Consider the following 19687-nt stretch of genomic DNA (forward strand, 5'->3'; position numbering starts at 1 on the left):
ACATGGATTTGATATGATAATCTTCCGGCCGTAAGGTACGGAACTTGATCCTTGAAAACTAGATAACGAAACGAATTTGCGTAAATTAGAATTCCTTTAAGCTGAACTTGTGCAAACAAGTGAAGTATCTAAGGTAGCGCGAAGGGGTTTTCGTTTTTGGGATCCTTTGCGATCTGTGCAACAGAGCCCAAAAATGAACCCCCGGAGCATATGGTTAAGCTACTAAGAGCACACGGAGGATGCCTAGGCGCTAGGAGCCGAAGAAGGACGTGGCGAACAACGAAACGGCCTCGGGGAGCTGTAAGCAAGCTTTGATCCGGGGATGTCCGAATGGGGAAACCCGGCTGTGGTAATTCGCAGTCACTCGTAACTGAATACATAGGTTGCGAAGAGGCAGACCAGGGGAACTGAAACATCTAAGTACCCTGAGGAAGAGAAAACAAGAGTGATTCCGTCAGTAGCGGCGAGCGAACGCGGAACAGCCTAAACCAAGGGGCTTGCCCCTTGGGGTTGTGGGACGTCTCACATGGAGTTACAAAGGATTAGGGTAGGCGAAGAGGTCTGGAAAGGCCCGCTAGAAGAGGTAAAAGCCCTGTAACCGAAAGTCTAATCCCTCCGAGACGGATCCCGAGTAGTGCGGGGCACGTGAAACCCCGTATGAATCCAGCAGGACCATCTGCTAAGGCTAAATACTCCCTAGCGACCGATAGTGAAGCAGTACCGTGAGGGAAAGGTGAAAAGCACCCCGGAAGGGGAGTGAAATAGATCCTGAAACCGTGTGCTTACAAGAAGTCAGAGCCCGATCTAGGGGTGATGGCGTGCCTTTTGTAGAATGAACCGGCGAGTTACGTTCCCGTGCAAGGTTAAGGTGAAAAGCCGTAGCCGCAGCGAAAGCGAGTCTGAATAGGGCGACTTGAGTACGTGGACGTAGACCCGAAACCGTGTGATCTACCCCTGTCCAGGGTGAAGGTGCGGTAACACGCACTGGAGGCCCGAACCCACGTATGTTGAAAAATGCGGGGATGAGGTGGGGGTAGCGGAGAAATTCCAATCGAACTCGGAGATAGCTGGTTCTCCCCGAAATAGCTTTAGGGCTAGCCTCGGAATTAAGAGTTATGGAGGTAGAGCACTGATTGGGTGCGGGGCCCGCCAAGGGTTACCAAGCTCAGTCAAACTCCGAATGCCATCAACTTCTGTCCGGGAGTCAGACAGTGAGTGCTAAGATCCATTGTCAAAAGGGAAACAGCCCAGACCATCAGCTAAGGTCCCCAAGTGTGTGTTAAGTGGGAAAGGATGTGGAGTTGCACAGACAACCAGGATGTTGGCTTAGAAGCAGCCACCATTTAAAGAGTGCGTAATAGCTCACTGGTCGAGTGACTCTGCGCCGAAAATGTAACGGGGCTAAACACACCACCGAAGCTATGGCTTGATGCTTTGCATCAGGGGTAGGGGAGCGTTGTATGTAGGTTGAAGGTGTACCGTAAGGAGCGCTGGACAGCATACAAGTGAGAATGCCGGTATGAGTAACGAAAAGATCAGTGAGAATCTGATCCGCCGAAAGCCTAAGGGTTCCTGAGGAAGGTTCGTCCGCTCAGGGTAAGTCGGGACCTAAGGCGAGGCCGAAAGGCGTAGTCGAAGGACAACAGGCCCAGATTCCTGTACCACCGTAATCCGTTATGAGCGATGGGGTGACGCAGCAGGGTAGTGACGCGGACTGATGGATGTCCGTCCAAGCAGTGAGGCTGGTGTGTAGGCAAATCCGCACACCGTAAGGCTGGGCTGTGATGGGGAGCGAAAATTACAGTAGCGAAGGTCATGATCTCACACTGCCAAGAAAAGCCTCTAGTCAGGAGAAGGTGCCCGTACCGCAAACCGACACAGGTAGGCGAGAAGAGAATTCTAAGGCGCGCGGAAGAACTCTCGTTAAGGAACTCGGCAAAATGACCCCGTAACTTCGGGAGAAGGGGTGCCCCGGTAGTGTGAATAGCACGAGGGGGCCGCAGTGAAAAGGCCCAAGCGACTGTTTAGCAAAAACACAGGTCTGTGCGAAGCCGTAAGGCGAAGTATACGGGCTGACGCCTGCCCGGTGCTGGAAGGTTAAGGGGAGTGGTTAGGGGTAACCCGAAGCTATGAACCGAAGCCCCAGTAAACGGCGGCCGTAACTATAACGGTCCTAAGGTAGCGAAATTCCTTGTCAGGTAAATTCTGACCCGCACGAATGGCGTAACGACTTGGGCGCTGTCTCAACGAGAGATCCGGTGAAATTTTAATACCTGTGAAGATGCAGGTTACCCGCGACAAGACGGAAAGACCCCATGGAGCTTTACTGCAGCTTGATATTGGACTTGGGTACGATTTGTACAGGATAGGTGGGAGCCTAGGAAGCCGGAGCGCCAGCTTCGGTAGAGGCAACGTTGGGATACCACCCTGATCGTATCGGAGTTCTAACCTGGTACCGTGAACCGGTATGGGGACAGTGTCAGGTGGGCAGTTTGACTGGGGCGGTCGCCTCCTAAAGAGTAACGGAGGCGCCCCAAGGTTCCCTCAGAATGGTTGGAAATCATTCGAAGAGTGCAAAGGCATAAGGGAGCTTGACTGCGAGACTGACAAGTCGAGCAGGGACGAAAGTCGGGCTTAGTGATCCGGTGGTACCGCATGGAAGGGCCATCGCTCAACGGATAAAAGCTACCCTGGGGATAACAGGCTTATCTCCCCCAAGAGTCCACATCGACGGGGAGGTTTGGCACCTCGATGTCGGCTCATCGCATCCTGGGGCTGAAGTAGGTCCCAAGGGTTGGGCTGTTCGCCCATTAAAGCGGTACGCGAGCTGGGTTCAGAACGTCGTGAGACAGTTCGGTCCCTATCTGTCGTGGGCGTAGGAAATTTGAGAGGAGCTGTCCTTAGTACGAGAGGACCGGGATGGACGCACCGCTGGTGCACCAGTTGTTCCGCCAGGAGCACAGCTGGGTAGCTACGTGCGGAAGGGATAAGCGCTGAAAGCATCTAAGCGTGAAGCCCCCCTCAAGATGAGATTTCCCAATTAGTAAGACCCCTTGAAGACGACGAGGTAGATAGGCTGGGGGTGGAAGTGCAGCAATGCATGGAGCTGACCAGTACTAATCGGTCGAGGGCTTATCCAACACAGCTTCACGAAGTGTAACTTCGGAAGTGACACAATCTAACACGCACAATTCGTTTCGTATCTAGTTTTCAGGTGATCAAGCCTGAGGAGAAGATGTGGGTTTTTATTAAGGCCAGATATTTTCTCGCAGCGATTTCGAGAAGCGAAAGCTTCGAAAAATCATGTTTGGTGGCGATGGCGGAGGGGTTCCACGCGTACCCATCCCGAACACGACCGTTAAGCCCTCCAGCGCCGATGGTACTTGGACCGCAGGGTCCTGGGAGAGTAGGACGCCGCCAAGCGATTAATTTTATTCCCTGATAGCTCAGTTGGTAGAGCACTCGACTGTTAATCGAGTTGTCACAGGTTCGAGTCCTGTTCGGGGAGCCATTCACACAGATTAGTCCAGGCTGATCTCATTATCAGCTTGGATTTTATTATGGCCCGTTGGTCAAGGGGTTAAGACACCTCCCTTTCACGGAGGTAACAGGGGTTCGAATCCCCTACGGGTCACCACTTTCATTAAACAGCTTCATGTGGGGATGAGAACCCATCAGGGTTCGTCGAAGCATAGGCTTCGGTAGGAATACATCGCAGTCTCGTTTGAAGAACGAGTATCCCCTACGGGTCACCACTTTCATTAAACAGCTTGATTTATGGAGGCTTAGCTCAGCTGGGAGAGCATCTGCCTTACAAGCAGAGGGTCGGGGGTTCGATCCCCTCAGCCTCCACCATATTGTACTACTGACGCGGGGTGGAGCAGCCCGGTAGCTCGTCGGGCTCATAACCCGAAGGCCGCAGGTTCAAATCCTGCCCCCGCAATTAATCCCAATTAATAATATGGGATTCACTAAAGTGTGGAGCCGTGGTGTAGAGGCCTAACATGCCTGCCTGTCACGCAGGAGACCGCGGGTTCGAATCCCGTCGGCTCCGCCATTATAGTTCTTATTATTAAGAGCCATTAGCTCAGTTGGTAGAGCACCTGACTTTTAATCAGGGTGTCGAAGGTTCGAGTCCTTCATGGCTCACCATTTACCTTGAATATCAGGGTGAACAGTGTTACTTGTGCGCGTGTGGCGGAATTGGCAGACGCACTAGACTTAGGATCTAGCGTCTTTGACGTGGGGGTTCAAGTCCCTCCACGCGCACCATTTGCGGACGTGGCTCAGCGGTAGAGCATCGCCTTGCCAAGGCGAGGGTCGCGGGTTCGATTCCCGTCGTCCGCTCCATATTTTGCGCCCTTAGCTCAGCTGGATAGAGCGTTTGACTACGAATCAAAAGGTCAGGAGTTCGAATCTCTTAGGGCGCGCCATTTTTACTTTAATCTCATATGCCGGCGTGGCGGAATGGCAGACGCGCTCGACTCAAAATCGAGTGGGAAACCGTGGAGGTTCGAGTCCTCTCGCCGGTATAAAAAAAACGCAAGATTGACGGGGATTTAAACGCTGATTGGACGCTATGTCTGATCGGCTTTTTGCGTTTTAATAATGCGCATTGATATTACGCACTTATCCACAGGAACCGCGCTCGACTAAAATCGATTACGCGAGTCGATTCGGCAGCCTCAGCGATACTTAACGGAGGGTGTTGTATTGGAATGGCACGTAGAAAAAACGCATTAACCTTTGAGGACTTAACACCGCAAGCTCAGCCGCTTTATGTCGTTGATGATTTCGATAGTGCGGCGCATTTATTTTTGCGAGACGGGAAGATACGCAATATAAGTAAGCATACGCTTGCTTTTTATCGGCGTGAGTTTAACGTGTTTAGGAAGGCACTTGAGGAGCAACATATCTCAACTGATCCGGGCAAATTAACGGAAGATATCTTAAAAGAGAACGTTATACTGTACATGATGGAGAACGGACAGAAAGAGACGTCAATTAACTGCGTTCTTCGAGCGCTCCGAGCGATGTTCAATTTCCTTGTATGGGAGGGCTACTTGCTACAAAGCCCTATGCATAAAATGACGCTTATAAAGCAGAAGAGAACGGTAGTCAGTACGTTCACTCCGGACCAATTACGCCTACTTATCGCTCAACCGGACCAGAAGACGTTCGTAGGGGTCCGTGACCGTGTAATCATGATGCTTTTTTCGGAGACAGGTGTCCGGGTTCGAGAGTTAAGCGATATTAAAATTTCGGACATAAACTGGCGCGATGGCGTAATTAAGATCGACGGTAAGGGATATAAGCAGCGGCTAGTACCGTTTCAGTCGGTCATGCGCAAAGAATTAGGTAAGTATCTTACGCTGAGAGGTAGTCTCGATCACGACACGTTATTCGTTACGATCGACAATACGCCGCTGACTGTCCGCCAAATTCAGGAACAAATAGCATTCTACGGACGCAGAGCGGGCATTACAGGCGTGCGTTGTTCGCCACATACGCTGAGGCACACTTTTGCCAAGATGTCCGTACAGAACGGAGCAGACGTGTTTGCGCTGCAGGCGGTGTTGGGCCACGCAACGTTAGATCAAGTACGGACGTATGTTAATATGTTTAGCAACGAAGTACGTGACCAACACCGTAAGTTTAGCCCGCTTGAGAAGATGTATTAATCCTAACGCTCAGTCCTTCGGGATTGGGCGATTTTTGCTCTAGATACGTTTTTAAACGAAAAAAGACCGCACGATGGCGGTCGGTAATACCGTAAGTACTACTCTAGAAAAATATACTTTTTATGCTCGAATAGCTATAAACAATGAGGAAGTCCTTCTTGTTGGTAATCCTCAGGCTGGACTTTAATAAATTTTAATTATTACTTAAAGGGATATTTTTAGTTTTACTCTGAATAACGTTTATAACTTCCCCGAACCTTTTTTTTATGTCAGCGACCTGCTTATCTGAAAAGTCACCTCTAATTATAATTTTTTCACTAGGCGCGCTAAATGATATTGAATTCGATGAGCTTTCACTACTTATAGAGCCAACGTAGTCAGCCACTTTAGGTACAAGATTACGAAGCGTCTCGGGATTATATTTTGCCTTTTTTATTGTTATCTTATTTGCAAGTTTCTCTTTAAGAGTACTCAAGACAGATTGTAATTCTAAAGCATTCTCTTTATATATCAAGAAAACAACTTTTGGATTATTTTTATCTGTATTGTCAAAATAGTATTCCCCTTGTTTACTAAACAAGTTCGGTTTATCGCTATATACTTTTTTAATGGTCTCTTCAACAATAGGGATAACTTCTCTTTGAAAAGTGATTAACATCTGTGATTCATTCTTCTTCGGTTCTTTGGCTGTAGCATTTTGTACTGTAAAGCTAACCGAGCCTAATACAACAGCAGCTACGCTCAAAGCTAATATGATAGCGGTAGGTTTCCGCATATAAACGCCTCCTTGTTAAACACATTATCCTAAGTTGCGGAAACTATACTACTGACCTTGCAAATTAGATATGCTTGTATCGTATGTCTTATTATATTGATAAAATGTACTACCAAGCAACGTGGTCGCGTACCAAGCCGGGGTTATGTGTCCAACTTTCCCATAATATGTACCACCAGATACGTAATCCTGTGTGGCACCAGAAACTACACCTACCAAAGCATAATCAGAAGCTCTGTATACTGTAGCTCCACTATCACCTGATCCCGCAAAAACTTGAGTAGTTCCGTTAATAAGGTATCCACTTAATACATTTGCATAAATCACTTTGTGATAGAAGCTACTATCACTATATTTCACTATCGAGTCCGCTTCGCTAACTGTAGCACTTGTTATACCTGTATTTGCGCCTGATTTATTAATGACTAAGCCCGCTTTTATTCCACTGTCACCCACTGTAATAAATGGCCTTAATTGTCCGTCGATTGCTCCACTTCCGTTGTTTTTAGTATAAAATCTGCTCGTAACATTAAAACTAGTATTCGTAAGTCGGATAAGACCTAAGTCATATTTTGAAGTAGCGTTATATCCACTCCAATGCTCGTATCCTAGAGTAGCCCACCCGTCAGAGAAATTTCCCTCAATTATTGCACTCGATGCTCCACTATTAACACAATGGCCGGCCGTTACCATATATGCTTGATTATTTTTTGTAGCTATATAACCAGAGGTACACCCGGCTCCCTTAATATAAATGGCCTGCCCTCCCCCTAAACTACTGAAAGGATAGTCTCTTGCATACAATGGTATATTTTCAACTTTCTCCTTTTTGATATCTAACGAATCGGCTCCGAATTTCTCCTTTAGTGCTGAGATTTGATTATCTGTTAGATCAGCTCTTATATTGATATCCTCATTTGGTACATCATAACCGATAGCATACGATCCTTTATATGATTGACTATCTAAGTATTTGGCTATGGCCTCGGGCAACTCATGTAGAGTCTCCGGGTCTTTCTTTGCTATTTTAAATTTTACTTTTACTCCGAGTTTTTCTTCAAGTTCTTTACGAACAGCTTTTATTTCCTTCTTTTCTTCCTTGCTAACTAAAAAAACAACTTTAAGATTTTGAGTATCTGAGTTATCAAAGTAGTACTCCGCTTGATTTTTAAGCAGTTCTGAGTCAACCCCTAAAGTAGTCTCAGTATCTGAAAGAGCTATTCGTTTAGGGAACTGTTTTGATAGAGCAGAATCAATTACAGGAATGACTTCCTTTTGAAAATCAATTATTTTTTGAATCTCCGCATCGCTGCTAGCTGTAGCCTCCACTTGCTTAACAGGATTAAAAACAAGAACTGAAATTACAAAAAAAACCTAAAAAGGCATAAATCAACTTACGTTTAAGCATTAATTCGTCTCCTTTACATTTGTTGGATTAAGACCCACGAAAAAGAATATAATATAAAAAGTAATATATCTACTGGATGATTATGGTACATGTGAAATATTAACCCTCTTACACATAGTAGAAACCAAACGTTTCTAGATTTGTCGAATCTTTTATTGTATTTGAAGTAAGAATTAAGCGTATTTGTCTAAATTGTCCGCAGGTCAAACGTCGATACAAGGGAAGTATACGGGATGGGTCACGTGATTCAAGTTCTTCGGGGAAAAAGGGTGGGAGAAGTAGCTCGTACCATTTAGCGATCTAGCATCTGCTAATACGAACGAGAATTTTAGTATACGTATCGCTTAAAACTACTCCCTTTTCGTCTGCATGCAGTTGCTTTAATGCGTCTTGATTGTTAAGAATATCAAAAATAGCGTAAACATCCTTTGCACCAAACCACGTCCGCCTCCGATCGTTACCGCTATTACTTCAGCGGATAACTCGTAGGCGTTTATTTATACGCTAGTTTTCTGTTTAGCTACGGCTGTCTTTCCCGCATCTGCAGTAGCATTTCGACCAGTTCGTCCCTACCGATAAGCCGGACGCCGTTGGATTTCGCAAGTTTATACGCCTGGTCCGTGTAGTCGCGGTTGGTTACGACCCACCCGGCCGTAGCGCGGTAGTGCGCAATAGCTCCGTGAACTTCCTGGACGGCTTTCAGCCCCACGTTCTTACTGTAGCGCTTGGCCTGAACGACAACTCGCTTTCCATCCTTCGATAAAACCAAGTCAGCCCCGTAGTCCCCTGACGCCTGCGTCACTTCGGCCTTATAACCTTGCGATCGGAACAAGTGGCCGAGATATTTCTCAAAATCAACGCCGTCCATCCTATCAATTTCCGCTATGCCCGATCGTTTAAGACGCAGGGCTCCGAACAATTGCGGATCAGGACGGTCTATACGCGAAGGGACGGACGAAGCCTGGCGCTATTGTCACGAATGCTCGTGGAGGCTACTCGTATCACAACTTCGGTATTGCGATCGACTTTGCGTTGCTACTACCGGACGGAAAGTCCGTGTCTTGGGATACGAAGAGGGACGGGGATGGCGACGGTGTTGCGGACTGGGACGAAGTAGTTGCGGATGCGAAGCGGATCGGCTGGGCGTGGGGCGGCGATTGGCGCACATTTACGGACCTACCGCACTTCGAAATGACATTCGGACTGTCTACCGCTGACTACCGCGCAGGCAAGCGTCCATTAAAGGCGCATCTTGACGCGGCTATTCAGCGCATAACAAAAGAGGAGGACGCGGACGTGAAGAAAGACGAACTTGTAACCGTTAAGGTGGGCGGCAAGAAAATCGCGGACGGCGTAGTGGACTGCGGTATTACGTACATACCGATCCGGGCCGTAGCCGAGGCGCTTGGGGCTAACGTGACATACGACGCGAAGACGAAAACGGTAACGATTACGAAAGCGGGTGCGTAACGGTGAAGAAACGCTTAACAAATCCGGTATTTATCGCTGCTTTCGTCGGGCTTGCGTATCAGATCCTCGTTAAATACGGAGTAGCTCCGGACTTTGGTACGTGGCAGATCGTAGTTGATCTCGTCTCGTACGCGTTGATCGGAAGCGGCGTGTATAGTACGTTTAAGGAAACGAATAAGTAACGACAAAAGGGCGCAGTCTCTTCGGAATGAATCCGGAGGAACTGCGCCCTTTTTTCGTTTTACGTATTAGCTGGCGTTTCGTTAAGTTTATTTAAAATAGCATGACCGCGCTGATTTACTCGCTCCGCGACTCCTTCAACGCTGCTTTTCGCTCCCTTAATAGCGTCAATTATAAAAATTGTACTAGCTACCAGCGAGGATATGAGTGCCGCTACTATCAAGCCTACACCTCTTGTGGCGATAATAATATAATTGTACGCGTCCCCTCCGACAATATGACCTGCCTTACTACCGCTGAGGTTGTAACCCGAGTTATAGTCGCCATAGTGATACATAGTGACTATTCCAAAGATCAGTAGTCCAGCAGCAATAAGATATAAAATTACAGCAATACCTTTCATTTAATTCGCCCCTATTTAATAATTTAATAGGTACATTTTACCACATGTATGAATAAATGCCTATATATCTTAGGTGCAATCTCCTATGTACTTTTAACTCTGCCTGGCCAAAGCTCAAATGTTAAAAACACTTTTCTTCTATTATATATGTTAACGCGCTAAGCACTCCGTGAACTTGCGTTTTCACCAGCCATCACGTTATAATACCCATACGTTGAGGCGCGCTCGACTCGCAGCCGCGCTCGATTCGATTACCGTGGATTTAACGTATGATTGGCCGTAGTAGTGTGCGGAAAACCGAGTAATACGCGTACAAACAGCGTGAATCCCGCGGTCTTGCAAGGATCATTCCGGAATGGCAGACGCGCTCGACTCAAAATCGAGTGGGAAACCGTGGAGGTTCGAGTCCTCTCGCCGGTATACATTTAGTTGAACTCCAAGGATATTATCCTTGGAGTTTTTCTATGTTCAGTCACCAATCTGCTTGTCTTACTCCTTATAGTTCAAATGCTTCACAAAAAAATTGAGGGTTTGTTCATTAATCGATCGTTGAACCTCTCGGGTATCAAAGCGCCCGTTCATCCAAGAGAGTACAGGGGAGATAAGATAGAAGTCGCTAAAGGTGAGATGATCCGCATGAGGAATAAGGAGCTCCTGTCCTCCATTCTGAAGTGCCTGCTGCTTGCGAACAGGAATTTGCTGAAGAACCTTATATTCGTCGCGTGTTAGTCCGTTTGCAGCAAGCACGCTGTCGGAAGGATTGGTCAACAGATCATTGCTTGTAATAGGTGGGTCAGAGCTCATGAATAAGAAGGGTCTCGGCAGGCCGCGGCCTAAATCCCCTGTTCCAAAAAAAGTTCCATCCATATTGATGGCTGCCTGTACGCGTTTGTCGGTAAGCATGACTTGGGCTGCATTAGCTCCTCCAAAGGAGTGGCCCAACATTCCGATCCGCTGCAGATCTAATCTCCCTCTAAACATACTCTGTGAATTCTCCCGATTAAGCTGTTCCAGCTTGTCAATCACGAACTGTGTATCCTTAACCCAGATGTTGCTGACTAGCTGGTCCCAAGCAGCTAGGTCGGCGTAATGAGGCAGGTTCGGGTCAACACCAATATATTTACCTCCTGGGAACACGGTTGTTAATGATCCGTCCGTATGTTCTACAGAGACTACAATAAATCCATGGCTGGCAAGGTCCACGGTCTGAAAGGTATTCGTATACCGCCCTCCAGGAAATCCGTGTGAGAATAGAATGACCGGATAGCTGGTTGCCCTCTGAGCAACAGGTACATTCATATAGGCCGGGGTATGAACAAGTCCAATGTAATCTAATAAAAATTCGGGTATAGCATAGGCCTGACTGAGGCCCTCAGCTAGATTCCCCAGGTCGGGTGAATAGGGAGCATGGGCTGCGTCCTCGGTGTGATCGGCCGGATACCATACTTGGATATTCAAGCCCCGATTCCGTGAGGGGTCTTTCCAGTGATACTGAGTGGTTCCCACGGCGTATGAGCCGGTTGGTGTCTCGAAGTGAAAGACAGGCAGGGCCAGAGGAGGCAGGAAGGTGACCAAACAAATGAGCACAAGCAGAAGGAGCTTTCCAAATGTCCGCGGCTTATGACTTGTTACCGGGATAATAGATTCACTGGACTGTGGATGTCTGCCCCGGAATAACTTATTGAGCGCAATCATGACCAGTACTAATGTAATGACGTAGTTGGGAACCATTTGCCATCTGTAACTTTCGAACATAAGTTGCAGGGAGGCAGCAGTTAAAGAAATAGCTGCGAACCACACCGACACCGATAGAGAAGTTCTTTTGAATGTTCGCACAAGTAAGACAGCAAGAAAGATAAAATTAAGAGTAACCAAAATCAGTTCAAGGGCACGCATAAGATGCCTCCTTCAGTGCAATGTGCTTTTGATTATGCACTATGATTATAAACCGTACTTAAACGGGTCCCTACAGGCGATAGAGAGCCTGCTGTATATTACGTCAACTCCAAGGCCACAATAAGAAATAAAGCTTGTAAGAAGGGGATTGTCGTGAATATTTTCCGGATTAAGAAGTACTTCAAGAGACGCTGGAGAAGATGGAGAAAGGCGATATGGACGATATCCGCATGCGGTATTGTGGCTTGGCTGGCTTGGCTGGGTACGCCGCTCTCAGGTCAATTAGAGGCTGTGATGACCCGGGAAGAGCCTGCTGTTCTTGAGACTCTGGCAGACCTCCAGACGGCTTCTGAGCAAGTTCCGTCTAAGGAGTTTAGACAAGCCATTAATGATATTGATCGGGTCAGAACCGTCCATTTGAATAAAATATACACTTGCGGGGAAGAAAGTCAGGTACTCGGTAACCTGAACGGCAAGGAAATAGCCGATCTGCAGAACAAGCACCCGGACTGGACTGGCCATGTAGACCGAGAGGGGCATGTGTGGTTCGATCATCACATTCGGGATCTGTCTGACATATGTAAGAGGTCGGGATATATTGGACTGGATTCCAAAGGGAACCTTAGTCTTTTTGAAGGACCACCCAAGGATGAGAAGGTGATGCGCACCTTTTTCCAACTGGATATCGAATCCATGGAGAGCGCGCTGCCTAAAGAGGTAGTGTATCAGCTCAAGCAAGGAATCAGGATTGAGGATGTTGAGGAGTATAACAGCGTATTGTCGACTTTTAGCGACTACGCCACGACTTCGTCGCAGAAGGTAATGAAGCTGAATTAATGCTGACCGAATGAAGAGACGTGATGAACGTCTCTTTTTTGTGCTGGAGATGAATCAGATATTAACTTTTTCCGCTACACACGTCTATCTTTTGTTATAATAGAGTGAATACATATGTTCGCTTTATGAACTATAGGAGAGATTGCGTTTGCGTATTTTAGGTATAGACCCCGGAATTGCGATAGTCGGTTTCGGTTTCATTGATAAACAGGGAAGCAGATGTGTACCGGTTCAATATGGATGTATTCAGACCGAGAAGAATACGCCGGAAGAAGAACGTCTGCTGCATGTATATGAAGGAATTGGCCAACTCATGGACAAGTACAAGCCGGATGCGGTGGCGCTGGAGAAGCTGTTCTTCAATCGAAATGTTACAACAGCTATGTCAGTCAGCCAGGCCAGGGGCGTGCTTGTGCTGGCTGCCATTCAGAGAGGACTGCCGATTGGGGAATATACCCCAATGCAGGTGAAGCAGGCCATTGTAGGCTATGGTAAAGCTGAGAAGAAGCAGGTTCAGGAAATGACCAAAATCTTCCTGAAGCTTCAAGCCGTCCCCAAGCCTGATGACGTTGCGGATGCACTGGCGATAGCTATTTGCCATGCGCATTCCAGCACACTAAATTCGAAGATAAACGAGGTATTACGTTCATGATAGATTATTTAAAGGGACATATTGTCCACTATGAAACAGAGTATGTCGTTATGGATGTGCAGAATATTGGCTACCGGGTGTTTTGTCCTAATCCTTATGCTTTTGCCAAAAGTGACGATGTGGTTACAGCTTATATTCATCACCATGTGCGGGAGGATGCGATTCTTCTATTTGGCTTCCCTACAAGGGAGGAGCAGAAGCTGTTCCGCAAGTTGATTGAAGTATCAGGAATTGGGCCGCGCGTGGCCCTGGGTATTCTTGCCGGAGGCACGCCGGACAGCGTGGTAGCGGCGATATATCAAGAGAACATCACCTTTCTTACCAAGCTCCCTGGCATCGGGAAGAAGACAGCTCAGCGGATTATTCTTGATCTGAAGGACAAGCTGGACGGGATTGCGAATACCCCATTGTTCGTTCAGGTGGATACCGGGCAGCACGATCTGTTCAATCCGGTCTCAACAGGCTGGCATGAAGCCAAAGAAGGATTGAGAGCGCTAGGTTATACGGACGCCGAGCTCGACAAGGTATGGCAGACCCTGAAAGACGGAATTGTGCCGGACGAGCCAGTTGACTCGGTAATGAAGAAAGCTCTCAGAATGCTGTATGCGGGATAAGGACGGACAGATAGGGGGAGTACAGTAATGATGGATGACCGTATTATATCGGCGAATTTGATGATGGAAGATCAGGCGGTTGAGTTAAGCCTTCGTCCCCGATATTTGGCTGAGTATATTGGACAGGATCAAGTTAAAGAGAATCTGAAGATATATATTGAAGCGGCCAAGATGAGAAAAGAAGCCCTGGACCATGTTCTGCTCTATGGCCCGCCGGGACTCGGCAAGACAACCTTGGCCAATATTATTGCCAATGAGCTCGGCGTGAACCTTCGGACCACGTCCGGACCTGCGATCGAACGGCCGGGGGATCTTGCTGCCCTGCTGACGAACCTGCAGGAAGGGGATGTGCTCTTCATCGATGAGATTCACCGTCTCCACCGGACCGTAGAGGAAGTGTTGTATCCGGCTATGGAGGATTTTGCGCTGGATATTATGATCGGCAAAGGACCCAGTGCCCGTTCAGTCAGATTGGATCTTCCACCCTTCACGCTGATAGGGGCAACAACCCGTGCGGGACTGCTGTCGGCACCGCTTAGAGACCGTTTTGGCGTGGTCAGCCGCTTGGAGTTCTACACTGTGGATCAGCTTAGTTATATTGTGAGCAGGGGGGCTGATATTCTTAGTATCGAGATTCTTGGAAATGCGGCGGAGGAAATTGCCCTCAGATCCAGAGGAACCCCGCGTATTGCTAACCGTCTGCTTAAGAGAGTCCGGGATTATGCCCAGGTGCGTGGAGATGGAATTATTACGGCGGAGATAGCTAATGAAGCGCTTAGAATGCTGCAAGTAGATCCTATGGGGCTCGACTTGATTGACCATAAGATGCTGAGAGCGATGATCACCAGCTTCCGCGGAGGACCGGTTGGACTGGATACGATCGCAGCGACTATAGGGGAAGAGAGCCAGACGATTGAAGATGTATATGAGCCATATCTGCTGCAGATCGGATTTCTCCAACGGACCCCGCGTGGACGTATGGTTACTGCTGCTGCTTATGCGCATCTTGGACTGCCAATGCCTGAGAAGTTGTAATCATTGAGGAGACCACACTGCTGAGGAGGATTACCATAACCATGGAGCAATCACGGAACAACAGCAAGCTGTTAAAGTTAGGAAAAAGCATACTGGCAGGAGTACTGTTACTCGGTATGGTGCAATCATCTGCTTATGCGGCATCCACAACGGACACGGTCCGTGTCGCTTTGTTCGTGGATGCTGGAAGTACTTATAAATCTACGGTGCCAGCGGTAACCTTTGTATCCTCATCGGCCTGGACGGCTGTTCCCAAGGGAGATGGAGGATCTTGGGTGAAGCTTGCGGCAGGGGAGAAAGCGAGATTCAGCCTGGATGGGTTCAAGGTCAAGGTGATGGAGACTTCAGACTGGACAAAGGCGGCGGATGCAGCGAAGAAGCTTCAATCCACTACCGACAAACCACTGGTCTTCTCCATGAATCAATCCGGGGCCACGATGTATCAAATATACATTGGTCCTTATATTTCAGCTTCGGAAGCTCAGAAAGCTGCAGCAAGATCAGCGAAGACACTTGGATTGAGCGGAGCGGCTGCTCCGGAGGTCAAGGGTGGGCTGTATCTATCTGCGGGGACATTTGCAAATCAGCAGGAAGCGGATCAACTGAGGGAACGGATTGGATCTCAAGGTACTGACGCTGTAGTCGTACTGTCCGGTCCGGGGACATACGAAGTATGGGTTGGCGATGCTTCTACTTCTGAAGAACTCGACCAATTGGAATCCCAGCTGATTACAAGGGTTCAGGGACTAGCGCTCCAGCCAGCCAATCAGAGCGGAACAAGCGTCATTCTCCGGTCTGATGTTACTTTAAATTTATCCAATCCATTACCAGTCAAGCACTTCTCGGTGAACGGGAGCAAGGCTGAGCTGTGGATTCAAGGCAGTGATTCTGCTTCAGGCAGTATACAGCTGGTGGAACGCTCCTCCCGCAAATATAGAGGCGGCTTCGAGCTTAGCCGTGTGAACGGTCAGCTGGCAGTGGTAAATGAGCTGCCCTTGGATAAGTATCTCTATTCCGTAGTAGGAGGAGAGGTCTATTCATCTTGGCCGCAGGAAGCGCTCAAAGCTCAGGCTGTGGCTGCAAGGTCGTATGCCCTATATCAAGGGACTGCCAAGTTCAAAGTAGCGGGACTTGTAGATACGACCTTAAGTCAGGCGTATAACGGAATTGAGAAAGAAGCGGCCAGTATTATAAAGGCGGTTGACAGTACTTCGGGTGAAGTTCTTAAGAGCAACGGAAAGTTGATCGAAGGCTTGTTCTCTTCCAACAGCGGGGGGATGGCGGCAGATTCTACTGAAGTGTGGAAGAATGTAGACGCTACGTACCAGGCTGTAAAAAGTGAAGGAGATAAGGCCGCCCAGGCAGGGCTCAAAATGTGGTATCATGTTCAGCTTGCGAATGGCAAGACCGGTTATATCCGTGAAGATAATACAAAGCTTACGGGAACCAGGAATCCAGCTGGCCTGCCTTATCTGACTGTAACAGCGATGGATACGAATGTAAGGGCTCTTCCGGTTATACAATCAGGGGAGACTGCGGTAGCCAAGATGAGCCCTGGTGATCAGGCTGTTGTGCTTGAGAAGGTGGATCAGTCCAATGAATACGCCTGGATCAAGGGTCCTTTTACCTCGGATCAGTTAATTCAGTCTCTCAAAGGGAGAACGACAACCTCCGTCAGCTCGCCTATCGTATCACTGGAGGTGGCTCAGCGCGGACCTTCCGGTCGTGCTATTCAAGTGAAGGCGAACGGACAAGCCCTTGATGTGAAGTACCCGGATCTGTACCGTTCCGCGCTCGGCAGCCTGCCAAGTACCCTGTTTGATATTACCGCAACCGGAAGTTATACTGTACTAGGTGCCGGGAATAAGACGGGTACAGGCACAGCCCAAGCAGGTACTAAAGTTCTCTCCGCATCAGGTACTCAAAGTATAAGTGGGGGGGACATGGTTGTCCTTAGCGGCTCGGGTGAAGCCAGGGTCGTAGATGATAGCAATGCGTTCATGTTCACTGGACGTGGCTACGGTCACGGGATCGGGTTGTCTCAATGGGGCGCTAAAGGAATGGCTGATGCCGGCAAAGATTACAGAACAATTTTGCAGCACTATTACCAAAATGTGACTATAACGAAGGAATGAAGCAGCGTCATGAACGTAGACTTATATGATTTCGAACTACCCGAAGAGCTTATAGCCCAGACTCCTCTGCTTGAGAGGACGTCTTCACGTCTGCTTACCCTGAATAAGAAGGATGGAAGTACTGAGGATCATGTTTTCTCCGACATTTTGGATTACTTGAATCCTGGTGATACGCTTGTGCTTAATGATACGCGGGTTATTCCAGCCCGGTTGTTCGGGGTGAAGGAAGATACAGGAGCCAAAGCGGAGGTTCTGCTGCTTAAGAGCCTCGGTGATGATCAGTGGGAAGTTCTTGTCAAGCCGGGCAAAAGATTAAGAAAAGGCTCCGTAATCGTATTTGGTGATGAACTTAAGGCAACAATTATTGAAGAAGGCGAGTTAGGCGGGAGGGTTCTAAAGTTCTCTTACCAGGGAATATTCAATGAGATCCTGGATCGACTCGGTCAAATGCCGCTTCCCCCTTATATCAAAGAAACGCTTGAAGATAAAGAACGCTACCAGACGGTATACGCCCGCCATGAGGGCTCTGCTGCAGCTCCTACTGCAGGCCTTCACTTTACAGAGGAGCTTCTGGAACGGATTCAAGCCAAGGGAATTTCAATTGCCTTTGTAACTCTGCATGTGGGACTTGGAACATTCCGGCCGATGTCGGTTGACCGTGTTGAAGACCATGTTATGCATGAAGAGTATTATATTCTTCCACAGGAGACGGCGGACATTCTAAATGAGACACGGGCCCGGGGCGGCAGAGTAATTGCCGTGGGAACTACCTCTGCAAGAACGCTGGAGACCGTAAGTCAGATTTGTGGTGACGGCCCCATTGTGAAGAGCAGCGGCTGGACACAAATTTTTATATACCCTGGCTACATATACAGTCTTGTCGACGCTCTGATTACGAATTTCCATCTTCCTAAATCAACGCTGGTTATGCTGGTCAGCGCATTGGCAGGGAGAGACCATATATTGAACGCATACCGGGAAGCGATTGAGAAGAAATACCGTTTCTTCAGCTTCGGGGATGCCATGTTTATTTACTAAGCCTTAGAGGATGGTTGATGATATTGACAGCAGCTGTAACTTACGAACATATTAAGACATGTAAGCAATCCGGTGCCAGGTTGGGCCGGGTCCATACTCCCCATGGGATTATTGAGACACCTACCTTTATGCCTGTAGGAACTCAGGCTACCGTGAAGACAATGAGTCCTGAAGAGCTTAAAGAGATGGAAGCGAAGATTATTCTCAGCAATACGTACCATCTGTTCCTTCGCCCGGGACATGAGATTATTCGTGAAGCTGGCGGACTCCATAAATTCATGAACTGGGACCGGGCTATTCTGACTGATAGCGGAGGGTTCCAGGTTTTCTCCTTAAGTGAGATGAGGAAGATCACTGAGGAAGGAGTTCATTTCCGTTCCCACCTCAGTGGGGAGAAGCTGTTCCTATCCCCGGAGGTAGCGATGGAGATCCAGAACGCTCTCGGTTCTGATATCATGATGGCGTTCGACGAATGTGCTCCTTATCCGGCTGATCATGAGTATGTAAAGAAGTCTCTTGAGCGTACCTCCCGTTGGGCTGAGCGGTGTCTTGAAAGCCATGTAAGACCTCACGACCAGGCTCTATTCGCCATTGTGCAGGGTGGGATGTATGAGGATCTGAGAAGACAGAGTGCTGCTGATTTGACTTCCCTGGATTTTCCGGGGTATGCTATTGGTGGACTGAGTGTAGGTGAGCCCAAACATCTGATGTATGAGGTGCTGGACTACACCGTACCACTGCTTCCTGCGAATAAGCCCAGGTATCTAATGGGCGTCGGCTCTCCGGATGCGCTTATTGAAGGCTCAATTCGGGGTATTGACATGTTCGATTGTGTGCTGCCAACTAGAATAGCCCGTAATGGCACAACAATGACAAGTCAGGGACGGCTTGTTGTTCGCAATGCGAAGTATGCTAATGATTTTGGACCCTTGGATCCGGAGTGCAGCTGTTATACTTGCCGAAATTATTCCCGCGCTTACCTGCGTCACCTAATTAAGGCGGATGAGACTTTCGGACTCCGGTTGACGACATATCATAATCTGCACTTCCTGCTCGATCTTATGAAGAATGTGCGTCAAGCGATCATGGAAGACCGGCTTCTTGATTTCCGGGACGAATTCTTCGAACAGTACGGTTTGTTAGACAACGACAAAGGCTTCTAAAGGGGATTTTTACTAGAGAAGAAAGGGGGGAACATATATGTTTCAATATGCAGCCGCGGCCGCAGCGCCAAGTCAAGATTTGTACAGCATTATCATTCCTTTTGTACTGATGTTTGTTGTATTCTACTTCCTGTTGATTCGTCCGCAGAAGAAGAAGCAGAATACTAGAAAGAACATGCTTAGCGCTTTGAAGAAAGGCGACAGAATCGTTACAATCGGAGGTCTGCACGGTACGATTACCGAGCTTACAGATGATACAGTTGTGATCAAAGTGAACGATGTAACTAAGCTTACATTTGAACGAAGCGCTATCAGCCACAGCATTAGCACAGCGGATACTTCGGGGTCTGCCAGCTAATAACATTAAGAGCCTGCTCTAATTAGAGCAGGCTCTTTTGTT

15 protein-coding genes, 10 tRNA genes, 2 rRNA genes and 1 pseudogene are annotated in these 19687 nt (G+C 48.1%); 23 read left to right on the forward strand and 5 right to left on the reverse strand.

What is annotated here, in order from left to right; all coding sequences use genetic code 11:
• The first annotated feature begins 212 nt into the window (after window positions 1-212).
• From LDO05_RS05570 to LDO05_RS05630, 13 genes are all read left to right on the forward strand, one after another.
• Window positions 213-3140, forward strand: a 23S ribosomal RNA gene (locus LDO05_RS05570).
• A 166-nt stretch (window positions 3141-3306) separates the two neighbouring features.
• Window positions 3307-3423 (forward strand): 5S ribosomal RNA (gene rrf, locus LDO05_RS05575).
• 12 nt (window positions 3424-3435) lie between these two features.
• A tRNA-Asn gene (locus tag LDO05_RS05580) sits at window positions 3436-3511 on the forward strand.
• A gap of 51 nt (window positions 3512-3562) precedes the next feature.
• Window positions 3563-3637, forward strand: a tRNA-Glu gene (locus LDO05_RS05585).
• 142 nt (window positions 3638-3779) lie between these two features.
• Window positions 3780-3855 (forward strand) — tRNA-Val (locus tag LDO05_RS05590).
• A 14-nt stretch (window positions 3856-3869) separates the two neighbouring features.
• Window positions 3870-3943 (forward strand) — tRNA-Met (locus tag LDO05_RS05595).
• Between the two features lie 37 nt (window positions 3944-3980).
• Window positions 3981-4057: transfer RNA gene (locus LDO05_RS05600), tRNA-Asp, on the forward strand.
• Window positions 4058-4076: 19 nt separating this feature from the next.
• Window positions 4077-4152: transfer RNA gene (locus LDO05_RS05605), tRNA-Lys, on the forward strand.
• 36 nt (window positions 4153-4188) lie between these two features.
• Window positions 4189-4272, forward strand: a tRNA-Leu gene (locus tag LDO05_RS05610).
• 3 nt (window positions 4273-4275) lie between these two features.
• Window positions 4276-4350 (forward strand) — tRNA-Gly (locus LDO05_RS05615).
• Between the two features lie 6 nt (window positions 4351-4356).
• A tRNA-Arg gene (locus LDO05_RS05620) sits at window positions 4357-4433 on the forward strand.
• Window positions 4434-4453: 20 nt separating this feature from the next.
• A tRNA-Leu gene (locus tag LDO05_RS05625) sits at window positions 4454-4532 on the forward strand.
• A 186-nt stretch (window positions 4533-4718) separates the two neighbouring features.
• The gene (locus LDO05_RS05630; RefSeq protein WP_251377893.1) at window positions 4719-5681 is read left to right on the forward strand and encodes a tyrosine-type recombinase/integrase; all 963 of its coding nucleotides are present in this window, start codon (window positions 4719-4721) and stop codon (window positions 5679-5681) included.
• 193 nt (window positions 5682-5874) lie between these two features.
• Here the strand turns inward: LDO05_RS05630 and LDO05_RS05635 are convergent, their stop codons facing one another.
• The 3 genes from LDO05_RS05635 to LDO05_RS05645 all read right to left on the reverse strand — a co-directional run bounded on the left by LDO05_RS05635 (window position 5875) and on the right by LDO05_RS05645 (window position 8732).
• On the reverse strand, window positions 5875-6456 hold the full coding sequence (locus tag LDO05_RS05635) for a hypothetical protein (RefSeq protein WP_251377894.1): 582 nt from the start codon (window positions 6454-6456) through the stop codon (window positions 5875-5877).
• Window positions 6457-6504: 48 nt separating this feature from the next.
• Window positions 6505-7785: a S1 family peptidase gene (locus LDO05_RS05640; protein ID WP_251377895.1), complete on the reverse strand. Its 1281-nt coding sequence runs from the start codon at window positions 7783-7785 to the stop codon at window positions 6505-6507.
• 599 nt (window positions 7786-8384) lie between these two features.
• The gene (locus LDO05_RS05645; RefSeq protein ID WP_251377896.1) at window positions 8385-8732 is read right to left on the reverse strand and encodes a restriction endonuclease; all 348 of its coding nucleotides are present in this window, start codon (window positions 8730-8732) and stop codon (window positions 8385-8387) included.
• A 38-nt stretch (window positions 8733-8770) separates the two neighbouring features.
• Here LDO05_RS05645 and LDO05_RS18960 point away from each other — a divergent pair.
• Together LDO05_RS18960 and LDO05_RS05655 are read left to right on the forward strand one after the other, a co-directional pair.
• Window positions 8771-9334 (forward strand): annotated as a pseudogene (locus tag LDO05_RS18960) (M15 family metallopeptidase); the annotation flags it as partial.
• Window positions 9335-9336: 2 nt separating this feature from the next.
• Window positions 9337-9516 (forward strand): hypothetical protein, encoded by a 180-nt coding sequence (locus LDO05_RS05655; protein WP_251377897.1) that lies wholly within the window; start codon window positions 9337-9339, stop codon window positions 9514-9516.
• Window positions 9517-9575: 59 nt separating this feature from the next.
• On the opposite strand, the gene LDO05_RS05660 is transcribed toward LDO05_RS05655, so the two are convergent.
• Both LDO05_RS05660 and LDO05_RS05665 read right to left on the reverse strand, forming a co-directional pair.
• Window positions 9576-9917, reverse strand: a complete 342-nt coding sequence (locus LDO05_RS05660; protein ID WP_251377898.1) for a hypothetical protein — start codon at window positions 9915-9917, stop codon at window positions 9576-9578.
• 489 nt (window positions 9918-10406) lie between these two features.
• On the reverse strand, window positions 10407-11648 hold the full coding sequence (locus LDO05_RS05665) for an alpha/beta hydrolase family protein (RefSeq protein ID WP_251377899.1): 1242 nt from the start codon (window positions 11646-11648) through the stop codon (window positions 10407-10409).
• A gap of 318 nt (window positions 11649-11966) precedes the next feature.
• Between LDO05_RS05665 and LDO05_RS05670 the strand changes: the two genes are divergently transcribed.
• The 8 genes from LDO05_RS05670 to yajC all read left to right on the forward strand — a co-directional run bounded on the left by LDO05_RS05670 (window position 11967) and on the right by yajC (window position 19645).
• A complete protein-coding gene (locus LDO05_RS05670) occupies window positions 11967-12650 on the forward strand; it encodes a BofC C-terminal domain-containing protein (protein WP_251377900.1) in 684 nt (227 codons plus the stop codon).
• Window positions 12651-12798: 148 nt separating this feature from the next.
• Window positions 12799-13302, forward strand: coding sequence for a crossover junction endodeoxyribonuclease RuvC (gene ruvC / locus LDO05_RS05675; RefSeq protein ID WP_251377901.1), 504 nt, complete (start codon window positions 12799-12801; stop codon window positions 13300-13302).
• Window positions 13299-13916, forward strand: a complete 618-nt coding sequence (gene ruvA / locus LDO05_RS05680; RefSeq protein ID WP_251377902.1) for a Holliday junction branch migration protein RuvA — start codon at window positions 13299-13301, stop codon at window positions 13914-13916. Before ruvC ends, ruvA begins: the two co-directional genes overlap by 4 nt.
• Window positions 13917-13946: 30 nt before the next feature.
• Window positions 13947-14951: a Holliday junction branch migration DNA helicase RuvB gene (ruvB, locus tag LDO05_RS05685; protein ID WP_251378623.1), complete on the forward strand. Its 1005-nt coding sequence runs from the start codon at window positions 13947-13949 to the stop codon at window positions 14949-14951.
• A 41-nt stretch (window positions 14952-14992) separates the two neighbouring features.
• A complete protein-coding gene (locus LDO05_RS05690; protein ID WP_251377903.1) occupies window positions 14993-17086 on the forward strand; it encodes a SpoIID/LytB domain-containing protein in 2094 nt (697 codons plus the stop codon).
• A gap of 9 nt (window positions 17087-17095) precedes the next feature.
• Complete coding sequence (queA, locus tag LDO05_RS05695; RefSeq protein WP_251377904.1) at window positions 17096-18124, forward strand: tRNA preQ1(34) S-adenosylmethionine ribosyltransferase-isomerase QueA; 1029 nt, start codon at window positions 17096-17098, stop codon at window positions 18122-18124.
• 17 nt (window positions 18125-18141) lie between these two features.
• Entirely contained in the window at window positions 18142-19287 is a 1146-nt protein-coding gene (tgt, locus tag LDO05_RS05700) for a tRNA guanosine(34) transglycosylase Tgt (protein WP_481857021.1), read from the forward strand.
• Between the two features lie 37 nt (window positions 19288-19324).
• Window positions 19325-19645 carry a preprotein translocase subunit YajC gene (gene yajC / locus LDO05_RS05705; RefSeq protein ID WP_251377905.1) on the forward strand — a complete coding sequence of 107 codons (321 nt, stop codon included), beginning with the start codon at window positions 19325-19327 and terminating at the stop codon, window positions 19643-19645.
• Window positions 19646-19687 lie beyond the last annotated feature (42 nt).

Source organism: Paenibacillus sp. YPG26, from assembly GCF_023704175.1.
Taxonomy (GTDB): Bacteria; Bacillota; Bacilli; order Paenibacillales; family Paenibacillaceae; genus Fontibacillus.